Annotated in this window: 16 protein-coding genes and 2 pseudogenes; 2 read left to right on the forward strand and 16 right to left on the reverse strand. The window is 75.6% G+C overall.

The features are described 5' to 3' along the window. The first annotated feature begins 114 nt into the window (after positions 1 to 114). On the forward strand, positions 115 to 399 hold the full coding sequence (locus tag ACFXAM_RS30865) for a DUF1877 family protein (protein WP_380296221.1): 285 nt from the start codon (positions 115 to 117) through the stop codon (positions 397 to 399). A gap of 74 nt (positions 400 to 473) precedes the next feature. On the opposite strand, the gene ACFXAM_RS30870 is transcribed toward ACFXAM_RS30865, so the two are convergent. From ACFXAM_RS30870 to ACFXAM_RS30890, 5 genes and pseudogenes are all read right to left on the reverse strand, one after another. After that, positions 474 to 656, reverse strand: a complete 183-nt coding sequence (locus tag ACFXAM_RS30870; protein ID WP_380296223.1) for a DUF397 domain-containing protein — start codon at positions 654 to 656, stop codon at positions 474 to 476. Then, complete coding sequence (locus ACFXAM_RS30875; protein ID WP_380296225.1) at positions 656 to 838, reverse strand: DUF397 domain-containing protein; 183 nt, start codon at positions 836 to 838, stop codon at positions 656 to 658. The genes ACFXAM_RS30870 and ACFXAM_RS30875 overlap by 1 nt, the downstream gene beginning before the upstream one ends. Further along, entirely contained in the window at positions 835 to 1,719 is an 885-nt protein-coding gene (locus ACFXAM_RS30880; RefSeq protein ID WP_380296227.1) for a Scr1 family TA system antitoxin-like transcriptional regulator, read from the reverse strand. Before ACFXAM_RS30880 ends, ACFXAM_RS30875 begins: the two co-directional genes overlap by 4 nt. A 40-nt stretch (positions 1,720 to 1,759) precedes the next feature. Continuing rightward, positions 1,760 to 2,419 carry a DUF6183 family protein gene (locus ACFXAM_RS30885; RefSeq protein ID WP_380296228.1) on the reverse strand — a complete coding sequence of 220 codons (660 nt, stop codon included), beginning with the start codon at positions 2,417 to 2,419 and terminating at the stop codon, positions 1,760 to 1,762. Next, positions 2,340 to 2,606, reverse strand: a pseudogene (locus ACFXAM_RS30890) (DUF6183 family protein); the annotation flags it as partial. The gene ACFXAM_RS30885 and the pseudogene ACFXAM_RS30890, both read right to left, overlap by 80 nt. A 99-nt stretch (positions 2,607 to 2,705) precedes the next feature. On the opposite strand from ACFXAM_RS30890, the gene ACFXAM_RS30895 reads away from it, so the two are divergent. Beyond that, positions 2,706 to 3,152 (forward strand): XRE family transcriptional regulator, encoded by a 447-nt coding sequence (locus ACFXAM_RS30895; protein ID WP_380296229.1) that lies wholly within the window; start codon positions 2,706 to 2,708, stop codon positions 3,150 to 3,152. Between the two features lie 5 nt (positions 3,153 to 3,157). On the opposite strand, the pseudogene ACFXAM_RS30900 reads toward ACFXAM_RS30895, so the two are convergent. The 11 genes and pseudogenes from ACFXAM_RS30900 to ACFXAM_RS30950 form a co-directional block, all read right to left on the reverse strand. Then, positions 3,158 to 3,486 (reverse strand): annotated as a pseudogene (locus ACFXAM_RS30900) (hypothetical protein); the annotation flags it as partial. A gap of 55 nt (positions 3,487 to 3,541) precedes the next feature. Further along, complete coding sequence (locus ACFXAM_RS30905) at positions 3,542 to 5,311, reverse strand: hypothetical protein (RefSeq protein WP_380296230.1); 1,770 nt, start codon at positions 5,309 to 5,311, stop codon at positions 3,542 to 3,544. A gap of 1,269 nt (positions 5,312 to 6,580) precedes the next feature. Further along, positions 6,581 to 10,519, reverse strand: a complete 3,939-nt coding sequence (locus ACFXAM_RS30910; RefSeq protein WP_380296231.1) for a LysM peptidoglycan-binding domain-containing protein — start codon at positions 10,517 to 10,519, stop codon at positions 6,581 to 6,583. Next, positions 10,519 to 10,995, reverse strand: coding sequence for a hypothetical protein (locus tag ACFXAM_RS30915; RefSeq protein ID WP_380296233.1), 477 nt, complete (start codon positions 10,993 to 10,995; stop codon positions 10,519 to 10,521). Before ACFXAM_RS30915 ends, ACFXAM_RS30910 begins: the two co-directional genes overlap by 1 nt. A gap of 158 nt (positions 10,996 to 11,153) precedes the next feature. Beyond that, the gene (locus ACFXAM_RS30920) at positions 11,154 to 11,630 is read right to left on the reverse strand and encodes a TadE/TadG family type IV pilus assembly protein (RefSeq protein WP_380296235.1); all 477 of its coding nucleotides are present in this window, start codon (positions 11,628 to 11,630) and stop codon (positions 11,154 to 11,156) included. A gap of 71 nt (positions 11,631 to 11,701) precedes the next feature. After that, on the reverse strand, positions 11,702 to 12,076 hold the full coding sequence (locus tag ACFXAM_RS30925; protein ID WP_380296237.1) for a TadE/TadG family type IV pilus assembly protein: 375 nt from the start codon (positions 12,074 to 12,076) through the stop codon (positions 11,702 to 11,704). Between the two features lie 38 nt (positions 12,077 to 12,114). Next, on the reverse strand, positions 12,115 to 12,396 hold the full coding sequence (locus tag ACFXAM_RS30930; RefSeq protein ID WP_380296238.1) for a hypothetical protein: 282 nt from the start codon (positions 12,394 to 12,396) through the stop codon (positions 12,115 to 12,117). Positions 12,397 to 12,456: 60 nt separating this feature from the next. Then, entirely contained in the window at positions 12,457 to 13,335 is an 879-nt protein-coding gene (locus ACFXAM_RS30935) for a hypothetical protein (RefSeq protein ID WP_380296239.1), read from the reverse strand. Continuing rightward, entirely contained in the window at positions 13,332 to 14,360 is a 1,029-nt protein-coding gene (locus ACFXAM_RS30940) for a type II secretion system F family protein (RefSeq protein WP_380296241.1), read from the reverse strand. Before ACFXAM_RS30940 ends, ACFXAM_RS30935 begins: the two co-directional genes overlap by 4 nt. Continuing rightward, entirely contained in the window at positions 14,357 to 16,000 is a 1,644-nt protein-coding gene (locus ACFXAM_RS30945) for a CpaF family protein (RefSeq protein ID WP_380296242.1), read from the reverse strand. Before ACFXAM_RS30945 ends, ACFXAM_RS30940 begins: the two co-directional genes overlap by 4 nt. Next, positions 15,990 to 17,369, reverse strand: coding sequence for a hypothetical protein (locus ACFXAM_RS30950; protein WP_380296243.1), 1,380 nt, complete (start codon positions 17,367 to 17,369; stop codon positions 15,990 to 15,992). The genes ACFXAM_RS30945 and ACFXAM_RS30950 overlap by 11 nt, the downstream gene beginning before the upstream one ends. Positions 17,370 to 17,430 lie beyond the last annotated feature (61 nt).

Consider the following 17,430-nt stretch of genomic DNA (forward strand, 5'->3'; position numbering starts at 1 on the left):
CTTCCCACTCCGAGCGGCACGACACAGCTCCGTTGGCCCCTTGCCGGCCGCAAGGGGCCGACGGAGGACAGGGCTGGGGGTATGGGTCTTGCCGCATCTGTACGGGGGGGCCGTATGAGCCTGGGAGTCCACTTCGCCATCGATGCGGAGACCGCCGATCGCCTGCTCGCGGCCGCCGACGACGATGAGGTTGCTGCGCTCGTCGAGGAGATCGAGGACGAGGGCATCGGTGTCGGCCACTGTGACACCGACAAGGCGTGGGACGCCATCCGTCGCAGCCTGACCGACGGTTGCCTTGGCTACGACAACGGCACCTACCCCCTGAACGCTGTGACCGGCTCGCCCAACAGCAACGTCTGCGTCGGCACCAGCTACGTCTTCTCCATCAGCAAGACCTGACCAGTGGGCCGGCTTCAACCGGACCCGAGCGGCAGAGCGGCCGTCCGCCGACCGGCGGACGGCCGCACGCACCGTCAGACCGACTGCGCGAACTCGACGAAGGACTGCCAGGCGGTCGGTGAGAAGGCGAGCTGGGGGCCGGACTTGTCCTTGGAATCACGCACCAGGACCGACTCGGCCGTCTCGGCGACCTCGACGCAGTCGCCGCCCTCGTTGCTGCTGAAGCTGCTCTTGAACCACAGCAGATCGTGGCTCATCAAACCGACTGCGCGAACTCGACGAAGGACTGCCAAGCCGCCGGGGAGAAGGCGAGCTGGGGACCGGACTTGTCCTTGGAATCACGCACCAGGACGGACTCGGTGGTCTCGGCAACCTCGACGCACGCACCGCCCTCGCCGCCGCTGTAGCTGCTCTTGAACCACACCAGATCGCTGCTCATCGCTCTCCCAGCATCTTCTCGATCAAGGACAGGGACTCCTGCGGAGAGTGCGCCTGCGCTCTGAGGGTGCCGTATCGCACGTTCAGGAGACGAACCTCCTCCGCATCCGTGATGAGCCTACCGTTCATCTGCACTTCCATGTAGCCGGTCTGCGGGCGCCCCTTGGGCGTGATCAGGATGAACGAACCGTCCAAACCGGCGTTCTCGGCCCGGTCCATCGGCATAACCTGAAGCGTCATACCGCGGGCGTCCCCGATCTCCAGGAACCGTTCGAGCTGCCTTCTGTGCACCTCCGGTCCCCCAATCCGCCGGTGCAGAACACCCTCGTCGATCACCCAGCTGAAGACCGCGCGGGGCCACCGGGTGAGGATCTCCTGTCGCGCCATCCGAGCCGCCACCCGGATCTCGACCATCTCCTCCGCCAGCAACGGCTGCCGCATCCGGAACACAGCCCGGGCATAGTCCTCCGTCTGGAGCAGCCCCGGCGCCAGGAACGAGCTCCAGTCGTGGTGTTCGAGCGCCGCGGCCTCCAGGCTGGCGTAGCTCCGGAACCACTCGGGGTGCCGCACGCGCGCCCTGGCCTTCGCCCGCTCGATGTCCTGCGCGATGACGAGCAGCAGCCCGCCGGCGTCCAGCACCCTTTCCGCCGCCTCCAGCAGCTCCCGCTGCGGCGTCCGCTTCCCCTGCTCCACCGCACCGATCAGGCTCTCGGTGTAGCCGACCTCCTTGGCGAACTCCTTCTGCGTCAGCCCCGCTCGCTCGCGCAGCAGCTTGATCTGTCGACCGATCGCCCGCAGGAAGTCCGACAACCCCGACAGGTCCTCGTCCAACTGCGGACGCGTGACGTCGCTACTCTCGCCGACGCCCTGAACCTCTTCCATTTCGGCCTCCCCTGGCCCTGAACCACACCGCACTGTCCGCTCACGCGCAGGCACGCACCGTGCCCGCCGAATGCATCGTCAGCGTAGTGCGGGAGAAAGCCTGTTCCCCTACGTTCCTGCGACTCCCCCGCCGCATCCGAGTCGCCGTCCGCCTCCAGGGCCTGTTGTCCAGCCGGACCGCAGGCGGCCCTTCTGATGCCCAACTCCCTTGGGCCGGAGGCCCTTCCGCGCACCTCACGGGCAGCCGAGAAGCCAACTGGCGCACCCGGGCACGGGTTCGAACCGCACCACGCGCGCACCCCCGCGCGCCGGGCGTGCACCACCACGCTCCGCAACTCGCCCGAGGCCTTCCCACTCCGTCAGTCGGTCGCCGTCGCGGCGAACCGGTACCAGGCGCAGCGGCGGACGTGGTCCTCCAGCTCAGCCGGCGACGCGTCCGCCAGACCCTGGCCGGCTCGACGGCGACCACACCGAACGCGGTCTTCGCCCCCGGCCCCGGCAGCTCCCCCAGATCCGCCAGGCAGTCCGGTCCCCGTGCGAGGAGGGCGTGCGGCACCACGCGCGGCGCCAGGGGCTCGGCGAGCGTGAAGGTCCGCGCCTCGACGCGGGCCTCCGACTGCTCACCCTCGCCCACCCAGTTCGCCACCGGTGCGGCGAGGGCCTCGGACCAGACAGGCCCGCAACTCCTCCGGGGCGGCACCGGCCGCGTCGCCCCCGTCGAACACCGCCACCAGACCGGCCAGCCGCTGACACGCGGCCGGCAGCGAGGCCAGGGAGCGGGCCCGCTCCGGATCCTGCGGCGCGGCCCTGGCGAGCATCCGTACCAGTTGCCCGACGGGCTCGGCCCCGGGCGTCACCGCGAGCAGCCGCACCAGCCGGTCGAGGAGGCCGTCGAACTCCGCCGCCGTGAGTCAATCTTGAGCGCAGGATGTGGGTGGTGTGCCCGGTCATGGGAGACTGCTCCGTCGACTGGGGAGAGTGTGGCCGTGGAAACGGCCAACCGCGCACTGACGGCGGACATGACTGCGGCACTGAGGTACTGGCCCGGTGTCATATCGGCAGGCCAGAAGCATCCCCCGGACCCCGTGGACATGACCGTCCTGCCGCTCGTCGCGAAGGGCGGGTTCACGGACGACTGGCTGATCCGTTTCCAGGCCAAGATGGGTGACGTTGTCATCGGCCCTGCCGTTGTCCCGGCCGGCCGGCCGGAGCCGCATCCGTTCGGACGGATTCTCACCGGGTTGATGGACCTGCACGGGATTTCGGTCAGGGACATGGCCAGGGCCGCCGGACTGTCGATATCCACCATCCACATGCTCCGCCACGGGCAGCACCCGAATGTGCTGCAGGCCCGCCTGATCGCCGGGATCCTGGACATGTCCGAAGCGGACGTCAGAGTCATCGCCGGACTCGACGACGGCGGCACGCAGTAGTTGACCTGTTCCTTGCGGCCCGTGTGGTCGGCGCCGTCGAGGGCGAAGCAGCGCAACGCGGTGAACCGGGCCTCGATGCGGTCGAGCCAGGAGCTGTCGGTCGAGGTGTAGGCGATCTCGACGTTTGTCGTCAGGTGCAGGTGGCGCGCCGCCGGGGCTCGGGTCTGCGGTCGGGGGCCTTGCCCTCGCCAACGTGTTCGGCCCCTTGCCGACCGGGGTGCGGCTGGCGGTTGAGCGGGCCGGATCCGGGCTCTCCGGCCTCGGGTACGACCTCGCCGTCGGCGATCGCGTCGAGGTGTTCGACGGGGGGCTTCTCGGCGGTGGCCTGCCCGTCAGTGCCCGGGCTGCCCGGCCCCGGGCCGTCGGCCGGGACCGGGCAGCCGGCGGCCCTACGAGGCCGGAGCGGGCTCGGTCTCCTGGCGATCGGCGGCGGCGAGGGCGGCGAGGTGGCGTTCGGCGGCGCGGAGCTTGCGGCCGTCCGGGCCCGGGAGGTGGGCGCGCAGCTCGATGATCTCCGGGGCGATCCGGAGCGCCTCGGCGCGGTCCCGGATCGCCCGCCAGCAGGCCTCGGCGTTGGTCGCCGCGTGCTGGGTCTCCGGGTGCTCGGCGCCCTGGGTGCGGAGCAGCGAGAGGGCGACCTCGCGGTAGAGGTCGGCCGCCTCGGCCGTCCGCCCGGCGAGGCGGGAGACGTGGGCGCGGACCTGACGGACCTGCAGCACCGGGGCGGAGACCGGGCCGTGCTCGGCGATCGCCTCCAGTTCGAGGGCGAAGGCGAGGTCGGTGGCGGCCGCGTGGTCGCCCGCGTCGGCGCTGCGGACGATCCGGCCGATCACCTCGCGGTAGTCGGCGCGGGGCTCCGAGTGCTCGGGTTCGGGCGTGGGCTCGGGCTCCGCTGCGGGCTCGGGGGCCGGGGGCTGCCAGGCGCCGGGCTTCACCAGGTCCACGGGGTGCGGCGGGAGCGGCGGGGTGGGCGGCATCCCGGGCTTCAGCAGGCTCACCGGTCCGTCGGGCACCGGCGCGGCCACGGCGGGGGCAGCGGCCGGCTTGTCCAGGGTGACGACCGGCCGGGGCACCGCGTCCTGCGGGGCGGCCTCCCCGGGGACGGCGTCGCGCGGCGGCTCGCCCCACGGCCGGTCGTCCGGCCAGGCGGCGTCCTCCGGGGCCCCCGCCGGACGCGGCAGCACGGCGGCCGGGGCGTCGGCGAACGGGCCTTCGCCGCGTCGGGCGGTGTTGCGGAACACCGGGCGGTCCGGCGCGTGCGTGGTGAGCACGATCACGTCCGGGCGGAGCACCGAGTACACCTGCTGGCGCAGGTGCTCCGGGGCCAGGACGGCTTCGGCGCCGGGGCGGCCGCCGTGCAGGGCCTCGATCAGCGCGCGGGTGAACGTGCCGATCTGCTCCGGGTCGGGGCTGATCACGGCCCACAGCGGCAGGCCGTCCCCGAGCGGCGAGACGGTGCCCTGGGCACCCTGGAGCAGCGGCCAGGCGTTCTGGTCGGCGCTCAGGTCGGCGATCACCAGGGTCTGCCAGTCCGCCGGGCGGTGCCGCAGTTCGGCGGCGATCGCCTGCCAGGCGAGGCCGTCCTGACGGATGCTGCCGGGCTTGGAGTCCCGCAGGGTGAGGTGGAGTTGGCCACCGCGCTTGTCCGCGAGGAGGTGGCCGCCGAGGTGCACGAGCAGCGGCCCGGGGTGCCGGGCGGCGGCCCGCAGATGGGCGAGGACGGTGTGCGGGTCGCTGGCGCCGGGCAGGTGGACGGCGTCCACGGCGTCGGCCGCGAGCAGCACCTGCGGGGAGACGGCGGCGAGCATCGCGGACAGCACCGGCGCCTGCGTCGGGCCGCCGCGTCCCCAGGTGCGGCGGCCGGAGGTGCCGTAGCCGCCCTCGACGACCAGGATCCGGCCGCGCGGCCCGCCGCCCAGGCCGCCGAAGCCGGGCAGCCCGTGCGCGGGAGTGGCGCCGGGGGCGATGAACGGGGCCGGGCTGGGCATGCCGGTGACGGTCCATCCGGTGGACGGCTCGGGCGGCCCGGGCACCGGCCCGGGGGCGGGCGGTGGCTCGTACAGGGCGGCGGGGCCGGGCGGGGGCTCCTCGTAGGCGTTGCGGGGCCCGGCGTCCGGTACGGGCTCGGGGCCTCCGGGGACCGCCCTCGTCTCCGCCATCTCCAGGTCACCGCCCCGCCCCGCCGCTCAGCGGCGTTCTGCTGCCTCGTACCCCGCGTGGCGCCTCTCACCACACCGTGTGCGCCACCCTACGAGATCCCGCCACACCCGATCCAGGCCGGGTCTGCGTTGCCCCCGGCCGCCACCCCCCACCACAGAAAGTCGGCCCGCCCGACTTCCCACTCCACCCACCCCCGCACACCCCAACACCCTGCAGAAACGGTTCATCACCAGCCGACCCGACTTCCCGCCGGCTTCCCCCTCCCAACCGGCACACCGCCGGACCGCCGGCGCAGAACGTCGGCCCGGCACCAAGCAGAACCGTTCCATCACCCGCCCGACTTCCCACTCCAGCCCAGCACCACAGGAGGGGCCCGCGGGAAACCCCCAAGCAACTCACGCCCGCCAGGCCGACCGCACACAGAAAGTCGGCCGAGCCGACTTCCCACTCCGGCCACCGATCCACGACCGCTTCCGCCCCACCCGTGGCACAGCCACCACGGCCGGCCAGGCACGGGAAGACTCACCGGGCAGCCACACGGGGCATGGGCGTAGGAAGTCGGGCGGACTGACTTCCTACGCCGCACAGCCAGAACGCCAAGCCGGCCGACACCAAGCGGAAACGTTTCACCAACCGCCCGGCGAGCGCAGGAAGTCAGATGCGCCGACTTCTCACTCCAGCCCGGGACCGGACTGCCACCAGGCCCGGATTCCGCAGAGACGGAACAGGAAGTCGGACGGACCGACTTCCTACGCCACACAGCCAGAACGCCAAGCCGGCCGACACCAAGCGGAAACGTTTCACCATCCGCCTGGCGAGCGTGGGAAGTCGGAAGGGCCGACTTCCTACGCCATACGGTCAGGACGCCAGGTGGGCCGGCACCAAGAGGAAACGTTTCACCAACCGCCCGGTGAGCGTGGGAAGTCGGAGGGGCCGACTTCCCACTCCAGCCCGGGGCCGGGCGGTGAACAGGCCCGGATTTCGCGGAGACGGAACAGGAAGTCGGGCGGGCCGACTTCCTGCGCCATGCGGCCAGGACGCCAGGTGGGCCGGCACCAAGGGGAAACGTTTCACCATCCGCCCGGCGAGCGTGGGAAGTCGGGTGGGCCGACTTCTCACTCCAGCTTGGGCCCGCAGGAAGGGCGGGTGGGCGGCGTTTGGCGGGCTGGGTGGAGCAGGAAGTCGGGTGGGGCGACTTTCTGAGGCAGGACGCCGCCGCCCGGGCGGGGGCCCGGGCGGCGGCGATGGAGGTGGAGCGGGAAGTCGGGTCAGGAGCCGGCGAGGAGGTCGCGGAGGAGGGCTACGGTGTCGGCGTCGAGGTCGCGGCCGGTGCGGCGGCTGAGGGCGTCCAGGCGGTTGACGGCGCGCAGGAGCTGGTCGCGGGCGCCGGCGGAGGCGTAGGCGTAGAACAGGTCACGGTGGAGCAGTTCGACGTCCGGGGCGACGGCGAGGCCGCGGAAGACGGCGGCCTCGGCGCTGCGGTGGTCGCCGTACTGGAGGCGGCGGGCGGCGAGTTCGTGGGCGGTGTCGACGATCGCGGCGATCATGTCCTGCCGCTCGCTCTCGGCCCAGCCGTAGGAGGCGGGCGGGGCCTCGGCGAACGGGGCGCCGCGGACCAGGGCCAGGGCGTGGGCGAGGGCCGCGTCGGCGGTGGCGCTGGTGCTGCGCATGCCGCGCCGGTAGAGGCTGCGGAACTCGTCCCAGTCGCAGGTGACGGCGGGGGCGAAGGTGTAGCCCTCGACCGAGTCGGTGGGCAGGAAGGGCCGGCCGTCCGGCGCGGTGCCCAGCCAGGCGGCCAGGTCGGCGAGCTTGTCGGGCAGCGGGCTGCGGCCGTCGGCGGCGGTGGGGTGCGGGTCGAGGTGGGCCGCGCCGGGGTGCAGGTCGTGGTCCAGGGCGGTGTGGTCGGCGCCGGGGCGCAGGGCCAGGTAGGCGGCGAGTTCGGTGAGCCGGACGACCGCGCCGGGCTCGGCGGTGCCGCCGGTGCCGGCGACGTCGACCGGGCCGAGCAGACGGATCCGGGGGGTGGCCCGGGTGGCGTGCGCCTCCGGGGAGCGGAGGATGGCGAGCAGGTCGTCGCTGTCGCTGCGGCCGGAGGCGGTGCGGGCGACCGGGGCGGTCGCGGCCGGGCCGGGCTCGGGGCGGGCGGGGACGCGCGGGTCGGTGGCCGTGGGTGCCGGGGCCGGATCGTGCGTCGGCACCGGCTCGGGCACCGCTTCGGGCTGCGGCTCCGGCTGCGGGGCCGGGGCCGGCTCGGGCGCGGGGACGGTGGCCGGGACGGGCGCGGCGTCGAGGGCGGGCGTCGGGTCCGGGACCACCGGGGCGACCGGCTGGACGGGAGCGACGGGAGCGACGGGCTCCGCGGCGCCCGGCAGGCCGAGGTTCTGCGTGGTCTCGTCCCCGTCGAAGCTCTCCGGCACCGCCGGAACCGCACGCGGAACCGCGCTCGGGACCGTACTCGGAACCGCGGCCGGCCCCATGACCGGCACCGGGAACGCGGCCGCCGGGCCGGTCGGCGCGGCGGAGCCGCCGGCCTGGCGGCCGAGCCCGTTGATCAGGTGGCGCGGGGCGGGCAGCGCCGCCGGCCCGGCGCCGGCGAACGGGCTGGCGCCGGTGCCGATCACCCGGGCCAGCAGGCGCGGCCCGGCCGCCCCCGGGCCGTCGTCGGAGTCCCCGTCCGGGTCGTCCCCGTCGTCCGGCCCGCCGAGCGCGGCGTCCAGCGCGGCGAGCGAGAAGCCCGCCGGGCCGTCCGGGCCCGGGCCGCTCGCGGCCCCGACGGCCGCGAGCACCGGCACCGGCAGGTCGGCCGGCTCCAGCTCCTCGCCGTCCAGGGTCCAGGCGGGGGCGGGGTGCTGGGTGGCGTCGTCGGCGGTCCGCAGCAGCTCGGTCACCTGCTCGTACTGACCGGTGGTCAGGCGCTGGAGCTCCAGGGTGACGTGCAGGCCGGGGATGGTGGCCTGGCCGGTGGCCGGGAGGGTCCAGCGGGCGACCGGGCCGGTGCCGCGCTCGGGCGCCCGGGTGACCACGGCGACGCAGGTGCGCGGGCGGGCGTCGAGCAGCCGGCCGAGCTCGGCCGGGACCTCCCCGCCGGGCTGGTGGGCGCAGAGCACGATCTCGGGGACCCACGACTCGTCGGCCAGGCCGCGGCTGCGGGCGTCCCGGGGGCTGGCGGCCTCGGCCGCCACCAGCGTCGCGCGGGCCTTGGCGGTGCGCGGGCCGAGGGCGGCGAGCGCGCTCTCCAGGGTGGTGTGGCGGTGGATCCGCTCGGCGGCCGGGCCGCTGATCGGCACCTCCTCGGCGAGGTCGACCAGGTGCAGGTGGAGGCGGTCGGCGAGCGGGCTGTGGGCGAGTTCGAGGGCGAGGGTGCGCAGCACGTCGCGGGCGTCGTCCGGGTGGCCGGAGAGGTGCAGCAGCCGGACGGTCTCCAGGTCGGCGAGGACCACCGAGCCGTCGGCGGCCGAACCGAGGGTGACCAGCGCCGGGTAGGGGGCGGCGGTCTTGCGGGCCTGGGACGGCGAGAGCAGGCCGTCGGAGTCGGCGGCGCACCACCAGATGTCGGGCGTGTGGGCGGCGCGGAACGGCGCGATGGGGGCGGCGGCCCCGGAGAGGTGGAGCTCGACCGTGCGGCCGGGGGTGATCCGGGCGGCGACGATCGCGGGCAGCCGCTTGCCGCCGCGCACGGTGTTGCGGGCCATGCTGCGCAGGGCGCGGTCGAGCAGGTCGAGCCCGGCGTCGTCCTGGCGGGCCTTCAGCTCGGCCTCGAAGGCGGCGGCGGGGGCGGCCGGCAGGGCGATGCGGTGCCGGGGGCGGCGGGCGCGCAGCTGGCCGCCGCGCTTGCGGGCGACGGCGCCGACCATGATCGCGGCGAGCAGCACGCCGACGGTGGAGGCGGCGAGGGCGACGGTGTAGTCGTCCTCCGGAGCCTGCTCGGCGTGCGCGGCGGGCGCCTGCGCGTCACCGTGCGCGGCGGGCGCGGACGGCTGCGCGGGCGCCGGCGTCTGCGCGGGGGCGGACGGCTGCGCGGGGGCGGGAGCCTCGGCGGCGGGCGCCGGGGGCGCCGGGGTGTTCGGCGCGGGCGACTGCTCGGGAGCCGGGGCCGGGGCCGGAGCGGGCGCGGGGGCCGGGGCCGGAGCAGGGGCGGCCGCCCCGGGCAGGGTGAGCACCATGCCCGGCGCGACGACGTCCGGATCGGTGAGCCGCTCGCCGTCCGGCGCCTGGGCACCCTTGTTGGCCTCGAACAGCTGGGGCCAGGCCTCGGCGTCCCCCATCGTCCGCTCGGCGATGGCCGAGAGGCTGTCGCCCTCCTTGACCGTGACGGTGCCGCCGCCCTGGGCCGTACCGGCCTGCGGCGTCGTGGCCGGCGCGGGGGCCGGGGCCTGGGCGGGCGCCTTCGCGTCGTCGGGCTTGGCGTCGCCCGGCATCAGCAGGTTCCAGCCGGGCTGGATCGGCCGGTCCGCGTCGAAGCGGGTGCCCGAATCGTCCATCACCCGGCCGTCGTTCAGCTTGGCGATCTCCACCCACCGTTCGCCGGAGCCCAGTTGGCGCTCGGCGATGGACCAGAGGCTGTCGGCGGGCCGGCTGTCGCGCACCGTGTAGGCGGCCTGCGGTTCGGCGGCGGGCGCGAGGGAGGGCGCGGCCTGCGCGGCCGTCAGCGCGGCACGCTGCGCGCCGGCCGCCACCTGGGCGGTCGCGGCGGTGGCCGACTGGGGGTGCTCGGCGGTGGCGGCGAAGGCGCCGCCGGCCACCGGCAGCAGCGCGATGACAGCTCCGACCAGGCCGGCCGCGGCCCGCTGGCTCCAGCCGAAGGCGGGGATCCGCCGGGCCACCCGGCCGCGCAGCTGCGCAGGGATCTCCAGCAGCACGGAGAGGGCGAAGCAGGCCCAGCCGATCCAGCCGACCACCACCAGCAGCCACAGGAACAGCCGGCCGTCGTCGGGGCTGGTCAGCAGCGCGCCGAGGCCGTCGGGGGCGAGTTCGCCCATGTCGAGCACCGCCCGGGTGCCGTACAGCAGCAGCGCGGGCACGCCGCCGAGCAGGCCGAGCAGGGTGATCAGGGCCGCGAGCGCGGAGAGCACGGCTCCGCCCCGGCCGCCGCCCGCCCGGCGGGGCGGCCTCGGTGCCGGCCGCCGGCCGGACGCGGGGGTGGTGGTGGGCACACCCCGGGCCGGACGCCCGGCACGGGTCTGGTCCTTGACGCGTGGCGCGGCCATCAGTCGGTCTCCGCTTCCTTGACTCCGTGGACCAGGGTGGCGCTCCCCCGGCCCGTGACCTTCCGCTTCGCGAGATCGCCCAGCATGACGGGGCGGAACTCGGCCTCCACCGTGATCCGGACGGTGGCGCCGTCGTCCAGGAACTCCACCGTGCGGGCGCTCAGGCCGTACAGCCTGAGGTAGCTGTTGGCCGCCTCCTCGACGTACGCCCGCTTCACCTTGTAGCCCTGGCCCTGCAGCAGGGCGGCCTCGTCGAGCTGCTGACCGCCCACCCGGGCGGCCTCCTGGGCGTAGCCGTCGACCCGCTCCGCCATCCGCAGCTTGCCGCCGGCGTCGATGACCAGCGCGATGACCAGCACCACGTAGCCCGCGCACATGGCGACGAAGATCGACAGCGCGCCCCTGTCGGTGCGCCCGCCGAAGGGTCCGCCGAGCCGGGCGCGGCGGAACCGCCGCACCGCGCGTCCGCGTGCCATGGCGTTCCCTCCCCACCGGTCCGTCCGCCCTCCCCCGGGCGCCCTCCGCATGCGTCTCCCCCGCCCGACGGCTCCCCAATCCCCGTCCGGCCCGCTCGTCCTCACAACACCGTCACCACCCGCACCATGACCTGACACATCATCATCCCGCATACCGCTCACTGACCGCGGTAGCGGTCGACCACCGAGACGAACCGCCCGGTGAGGGTCTTCGAGAGCGGCAGGTTCGGGCCGCCCACCAGATCGCCCAGGCCGACCTCGCACCGCACCGTCACCTCGACCGTCGCCAACGTCACCCCGTGGCTGACCAGTTCGCCGTGCCGGACGTCCACCTTGCTGCTCCGGCAGTGCACCCCCTGCTGCCGCAGGGCGTGCTCCGCCGCGGCCTTCGCGGCGCCGTCCATCCCGTCGACGCTGCGCGCCAGCGAGGCCGTCCGGGCGGCCGAGCGGGCCGCCGCCTCCACCGTGCCGCCGGCGGTCTGCACCCGGCCCGCCGCGACCGCGACCAGGATCAGCGCCACCACGGCGGGCGCGACGATCGCGGCCTCGATCGCGGCGCTGCCGCCGTCGCGCCCGCGCGTCGCCCCACCGGGCGGGCGCGCGGCGAACCGGCGCGCCCAGCCGACCGGACGCACGCCCGCCCACCCGGACGCACGCCCGCCCGCACGCCCGGGTACCCGTACGGACCGCGACCACCGCATGACGCTCACGGGGCCACCACCGGCGGAACGAACCGCTCGCGCGGGGCCTCGGCGAACTGGGTGACGGTCGGCGGCGTGATGAACGGCACGATGACCGGCGCCTTCACCTCCACGGTGACCCGGATCAGCACCGGCGAACTGCCGTCGGTGACGACCCGGTGGTCGGTGTCCCCCTGCCGGTCGAGGAAGTCGCCGGCCTGCCGGCGCGCCGCCTCGTTCTTCTGCTCGTCACTCCGGTTCCCCTGCGTCCGGCCCGCGTCCACGCCCTCGCGGGCAGCGCTCAGCGCGAGTTGGCGGTGGTACCACCACATCCCGGTCTGGGCGACGGCCAGGATCAGGATCAGGACGACCGGGAAGACGATGGCCAGGCTCAGGCTCATCGACCCCCGGTCGCCGCGACGGAGGCGAGGACGGCGGATCACGGGGTGGCCGCACCCCCGCCGGGGTAGGCCGGCTCCTGGTTGACCTTCGTGACGACCTTGTCCTTCAGGCTGACCAGGGCGACCGTCACCAGGCCCGCGATGAACACCAGCGCGATGACGGCGAGCGCGAGTTCGATGCTGATGGCGCCCTTGTCGCCGCGCGCCCGGGCGGCCTTGACCCGGCCCATCCGGAAGTGGAACAGCAGCAGGGCGAACTGGATCGGCAGCAGTGCCGTGGCCGCCAATCGTCCGGCCAGCGACTTGAGCTGAGCATTCATCAGGTGCTCCCAGGAGGTGTGGTGTGGTGACGGAGGCACTGACCTCCGCGACGTGGCGGTTCAGTTGAGCATCTTGTAGAGCGCGGGGAAAATGATCAAGACCGTCATCAGCATGGTCAGCGCGGAGCCCGGCGCGACCATCCGCTCGCTGTCGGCGTTGGCCCGGGCGAGGTCCTCGGCCATCAACTCCCCGCGCAGGCCCTTGGCCCGGGCCCGCAGCGTGTCGTAGACGGCCGCTCCGTCGGTGCCGGAGATCCGCATGATGTCGGCCAGGTCCTGGAGCGGCGTCAGGCCCAGCTCCACGGCCAGCGCGTCCAGTCCGGCCCACGGCGGCAGCCGGTCGGTGGCCGCCCGGTCCAGCGCGTCACGGATCCGGCGGAACACCGCGCCGCGCCCGACCGCCGCGGCCCGGCGCAGCGCCTCGGCCGGGCCGAGGTCGGCGGCCCGCTCCATCGCGACCAGTTCCAGGTAGGCGGCGATGCCGTGCAGGTACTCGACCCGCGCCTCCTTGGCCTCGCCGCGCACGATCCCGTCCGGGACGAACCAGAGCAGCCCGGCCAGCAGCGGCCCGAGCACCAGCGGCAGTGCGAACGGCAGGTCGATGTCGAGCAGCAGCGCCGCGACCACCAGGTACGGCGGCAGCACCAGCCCGAGCAGGGCGAACAACAGCTTGTGCGCCATGAACCGGGCCGGGGTGCGGCCGATCAGGGCGAGTTCCCGCTCGGGGATGCGCACCCCGCGCAGGGTGACGGAGCGCTCGCCGATCCGGTCGAACCAGCGCGGCCGCTCGTCCGGGTCGGGGGTGCGGTCGGCCGGGGTGCGGTGCAGCCGGTCCAGCGCCTGGCCCAGGTCGGGCGGCGCGGGCCGGAGTTCGGCGATCAGCATGGCGACACCGCCGGCCGCCACGGCGCCGGCCAGCACGGACCAGGGGGAGATCATCGCACCTCCCCGAGCAGCCGCGCGCCGCCGTCGGCCCCGGCCGCGGAGCCGGGTTCCGGCCCGCCGCCCGCACCGTCCGCGCCCTCCGCGGCGCCCGGCCCGCGCCGGCGCCGCAGCGCCCGGCCGGGACGGCTGCGCCGGTCCATCTCCAGCAGCCGGGGCACCGGCGGGTACGCGGCCAGCGCGCGCATCCAGGCGATCACGCCGACGAACAGCGCGCAGACCACGCCGAGCACGATCTGCCCGAGCACCGTGCCGTACGGGCGGGTGTACTCGGTGTTGAACGAGCCGGCCACCACGACCAGCAGGATGATGCCGACCAGCCAGCGGATGGTGGTGCGGTGCTTGGCCCGGTCGGCCTCGATGGTGCGCCGCTGGCGGACCTCCTCGCGCACCGAATCGGCCATGTCGGACAGCGCCCGGGCCAGGCCGGGCCCGCTGTCCCCGGCCCGCAGCAGCAGGGCGGCGAGCACCTTGTCGGCGGTGGCGTCGGCCATGCTGTCGGCGAACAGCCGCAGCGCCTCCTCCGGCCGCCAGCGGGCCTGCAGCCGGGCGGCCAGCTCGCCGACCTCGGCCTCGATCGGCGCGGGCGCGGTGCGCCGGCTGGTGACGATGGCCTGGTTGAGGCCGACGCCGAGCAGCAGCACGTCGGCGATCCGCTGGGTCCACTCGGACAGTGCCTCCAGCCGCTCGATCCGGTCGGTGTCGGAGCGGGTGGCGTCGAACAGCCAGGGCAGGCCGAACACCGCCAGCGGCACCAGCAGCGCGCTCAGCGGGATGCCGGTGAACAGCCAGCCGAGCGGCGCCCCGATCAGCGCCAGCGGCAGCTGGATCCGGCGCAGCCGGGCGACCCGGTGCGAGGCGGTGCCGGGCGCGCCGTACCAGAACACGTGCAGCCGGGAGGCCAGCGGGTTGGGCTCGGACGCCTCCTGGTCCTCGGCCGGCTCGCTGCCGCGCGCCCAGACCACCAGGACGACCAGGCCCGCCGCGACGGCCAGGCCGCAGAGCACGAAGAGCGGCATCATCGGGCCCCACCGCCGATCCGGAGCTGGAGCGGTGCGGCCCAGCTGCCGTACCGGGAGCCGAGCAGCGCGGCGTCGAAGCCGGCCCGGCGCAGGTCGTCCAGGCACTGCGGCGGGGTGTGCGGGACGGCGCGCGGCTCGCCGAGGTCGGGGCGCGGCCCGAACACGGTGTTCAGCGCGGGCCGGCCGCTCTCGCCGAGGCCGGTGACCTCCAGGACGTGCGAGACGAAGCGGTGCCGGCGACCGCCGACGGCGGTCTCGTCGACCATCGCCACGTGCACGATGAGGTCGACCGCGTTGGCGGTGAGCCGGTAGGCGAGCGCGTCGGTCATGTGCGAGCCGTACTCCAGGCAGAGTTCCGCGATCCGGTCGACGACCATGTGCGGCCCGCGTGCGTGCAGGGTGCACATCGAGCCGCCCTCGCCGTTGGTCATGACGCGCAGCATCGGGACGACCTCGCCGGAGCGGACCTCGCCGACGATGATCCGCGAGAGGGTCATCCGCAGCGCGGCCGGGATGAGGTCGCCGATGGTCAGTTCGCCTGCCGAACGCCCGTCCACCCGCTCGCCGTTGCCCTCGCGGGCCTCCATCGGGACGACCTGGCGCAGGTGGCCGAGGGTGTGCAGCCAGAGCTCGAACTCCGACTCCAGGGTGCCGATCCGCTCGTCCGGCGGGATCTCGGCGGCCATCGCGCGCAGCAGGCTGGTCTTGCCGACGCCCTGGGTGCCGGTGATCATCACGTTCTTCCGGGCCCGGATGGCCGAGGCCAGGAACGCGGCGAGGGTGGCATCCAGGGTGCCGAGCCGGACCATCTCGGGCAGCGTCGCGGAGGCCACCCGGTGCCGGCGGATCGCCACGTAGGGGCGGGGGGTGACCTCGGTGAGCGCCTGGAGGCGCATGCCGCCCTCCAGGCGCAGGGCGAGGGTCGGGCTGGCGGTGGACAGGGTGCGCTCGCCGCCGCCGTGCTGGCGGGCGAGGTCCTGGAGCAGCTCGACGAGTTCGGCGTCGCTGTCGGCGACCGGCGGGACCTGGCGCAGCGGCTGGTGGACCCGGGAGACCCAGACGTCGTCGCAGCCGTTGATCAGGATGTTCTCGATCTCCGGGTCGTCGAGGTAGGGCTGCAGCCGGCCGGCCCGGAACAGCAGGTCGAAGACGGCCTCGGCGAGCGCGCGGTCCTGGTCCCGGGTGGGCGGGATGCCGTGGGTCTGCGCGTAGGCGTCGGACCAGCGGGCGACGGCCTCCTCGATCAGCGCGCGGCCGCGCTGGCGGCGGGTGGCGCGGTCCGGCTCGGTGCCGGAGCCCGCGGTCAGCCGGGTGATCTGCTGATGCAGCTCGGCGGCGACCTGGCGCTTGAGCTCGCGCGCGACCTGCGGGTCGACGGCCGGGCGGGTGCCGGCGCCGCGCAGGTCGAGCGAGGGCAGCTGGGAGGGGACGGCGGTGGGCGCGGCGCCGGGCGCGGCGGGCGCCGCCGGGGTGGCGGCGGCCGGGGGCGGGGCCTGCGGCGGGGCCGCGTGCGGCTGCGGCCGGCCGGCCGGGGCGACCCGGCCGGGTGCCACCGGGTGGACCGGACCGGGCAGCGGCGTCGTCCAGGGCAGCGCGGCGGGGTCGGCCGCGGGCTGCTGGTGCAGCGGGCTACCGCGCACGGAGCACCTCCCCGTCGACGGGCTCGTGGTGGGGCCGGGTGCCGGGGTACGGCTGCCCGGGGTGGGACTGTCCGGGGTGGGAATGTCCGGGGAAGGGCTCCCCGGGGTACGGCTGCCCCGCGGGGGGCTGCGCGGGGCCGGCCGGTCCGGGGTACGGCTGGGCGTTCGGGTACGGCTGCGCCTGCTCCGGCGCGCCCGGGTACGAGGGGCCGCCGTGCCCGGGGCCGCCGTGCCCGGGGAACGGCGCGGGGGCGGCCGGCTGCGGCGCCAGCCCGGCGAGCGGTGCCACCGGACCGGTGGTGATCACCGGCGGTACCGGGCCGTACGGCTGCTGCGGGGTCTGCTGCGGCGGGTGGGACTGCGGGGCCTGCGGGGACTGCGGAGCCTGGGGGTACGACGGCGCGGGCGCCGGCTGCGGCGGCTCGACGGTCTGCCCGGGCCGGGCCGGACGGGCGTAGTCGTACCCGGCGGCGCCGGCCCGGGACGCGGCCTGGGCGGCCGGGGCCTGCGGGGCGACCGCTCCCGCCGCTCCCGCCAGTGCCGCCGTCCCGGCCGCGAGCTGCGCGGGCTGCGCCTGGGCGGGCGCGAGCCGCTGCCGGCGCCGGCGGACCGTCAGCTGGATCTCGTCCGCCGCCGAACGCGCCGTCCGCATCAGCTCCGAGCGGACGAACCGCCGGTCGGTGACGTCCCCGCCGTCCGAGAGCACCCGGGCGGTGCGCTGCGCGTGCGGCAGCACCCCGAGCACCGGCAGCCCGAACTCGCGGGACACCTCCGCCCCCGAGTACGGCCCCTCGGCGATCAGCAGCAGGCCGAGCGCGTCCGCGCCGGTGCCCGCCGTCGCGAGGTCCTCGGCGAGCGCGGTCAGCCGGGGCCGGACGGCGCTCAGCCCGCGCAGGGTGGTGCGCACCGTGGCGGCCACCACGTCGGCGCGCCGGGCCAGCACCGCGCTGGTGCCGCTCGCGCCGGAGCGGCCGAGGTCGAGTATCACGTCGTAGCCCTGCGGCTCCAGCGCGCGCAGCACCTCCACCAGCGGCTCCCAGGTGTAGGCGAGGCCCGGGGCCTGGACGGGGTCGGTGAGGCCGGGCAGCAGCAGGCGTTCGGCGGTGCCCTCGGGCGAGATGTCGATCAGCTGCTCCCACAGGGCCTGGGCGAGCAGCCCGCGCCGGTCGGCGACGGCGAGGTTGCGCAGGCCGTAGACCGCCTCGACCCGGCCCTCCAGGGCGCCGGCCAGCACGGCGCCGCCGTCCGGGTCGCACTCGACGAGCAGGACGCGGCGGCCGGGCTGCAGCGGCCAGGCCAGCAGCAGCGCCAGCGCCGTCGTGGTCGCGCCGGGTGCCCCCGGAGCGCCGACCACCGCGATGACGGCCATGTCAGTTCCCACCCGCCCCGACCGGAGCACCGGACGCCGCCGGGCGGCCGCCGGCCGGGGT

It is taken from the genome of Kitasatospora sp. NPDC059462, from assembly GCF_042749955.1.
Taxonomy (GTDB): Bacteria; Actinomycetota; Actinomycetes; order Streptomycetales; family Streptomycetaceae; genus Kitasatospora.

Coding starts and splice junctions, on each gene's coding strand:
- ACFXAM_RS30865 (WP_380296221.1), top strand. CDS start 115: ATGAGCCTGGGAGTCCACTTCGCCATCGATGCGGAGACCGCCGATCGC.
- ACFXAM_RS30870 (WP_380296223.1), bottom strand. CDS start 656: ATGAGCCACGATCTGCTGTGGTTCAAGAGCAGCTTCAGCAGCAACGAG.
- ACFXAM_RS30875 (WP_380296225.1), bottom strand. CDS start 838: ATGAGCAGCGATCTGGTGTGGTTCAAGAGCAGCTACAGCGGCGGCGAG.
- ACFXAM_RS30880 (WP_380296227.1), bottom strand. CDS start 1,719: ATGGAAGAGGTTCAGGGCGTCGGCGAGAGTAGCGACGTCACGCGTCCG.
- ACFXAM_RS30905 (WP_380296230.1), bottom strand. CDS start 5,311: ATGGCGGAGACGAGGGCGGTCCCCGGAGGCCCCGAGCCCGTACCGGAC.
- ACFXAM_RS30910 (WP_380296231.1), bottom strand. CDS start 10,519: ATGGCCGCGCCACGCGTCAAGGACCAGACCCGTGCCGGGCGTCCGGCC.
- ACFXAM_RS30915 (WP_380296233.1), bottom strand. CDS start 10,995: ATGGCACGCGGACGCGCGGTGCGGCGGTTCCGCCGCGCCCGGCTCGGC.
- ACFXAM_RS30925 (WP_380296237.1), bottom strand. CDS start 12,076: ATGAGCCTGAGCCTGGCCATCGTCTTCCCGGTCGTCCTGATCCTGATC.
- ACFXAM_RS30930 (WP_380296238.1), bottom strand. CDS start 12,396: ATGAATGCTCAGCTCAAGTCGCTGGCCGGACGATTGGCGGCCACGGCA.
- ACFXAM_RS30935 (WP_380296239.1), bottom strand. CDS start 13,335: ATGATCTCCCCCTGGTCCGTGCTGGCCGGCGCCGTGGCGGCCGGCGGT.
- ACFXAM_RS30940 (WP_380296241.1), bottom strand. CDS start 14,360: ATGATGCCGCTCTTCGTGCTCTGCGGCCTGGCCGTCGCGGCGGGCCTG.
- ACFXAM_RS30950 (WP_380296243.1), bottom strand. CDS start 17,369: ATGGCCGTCATCGCGGTGGTCGGCGCTCCGGGGGCACCCGGCGCGACC.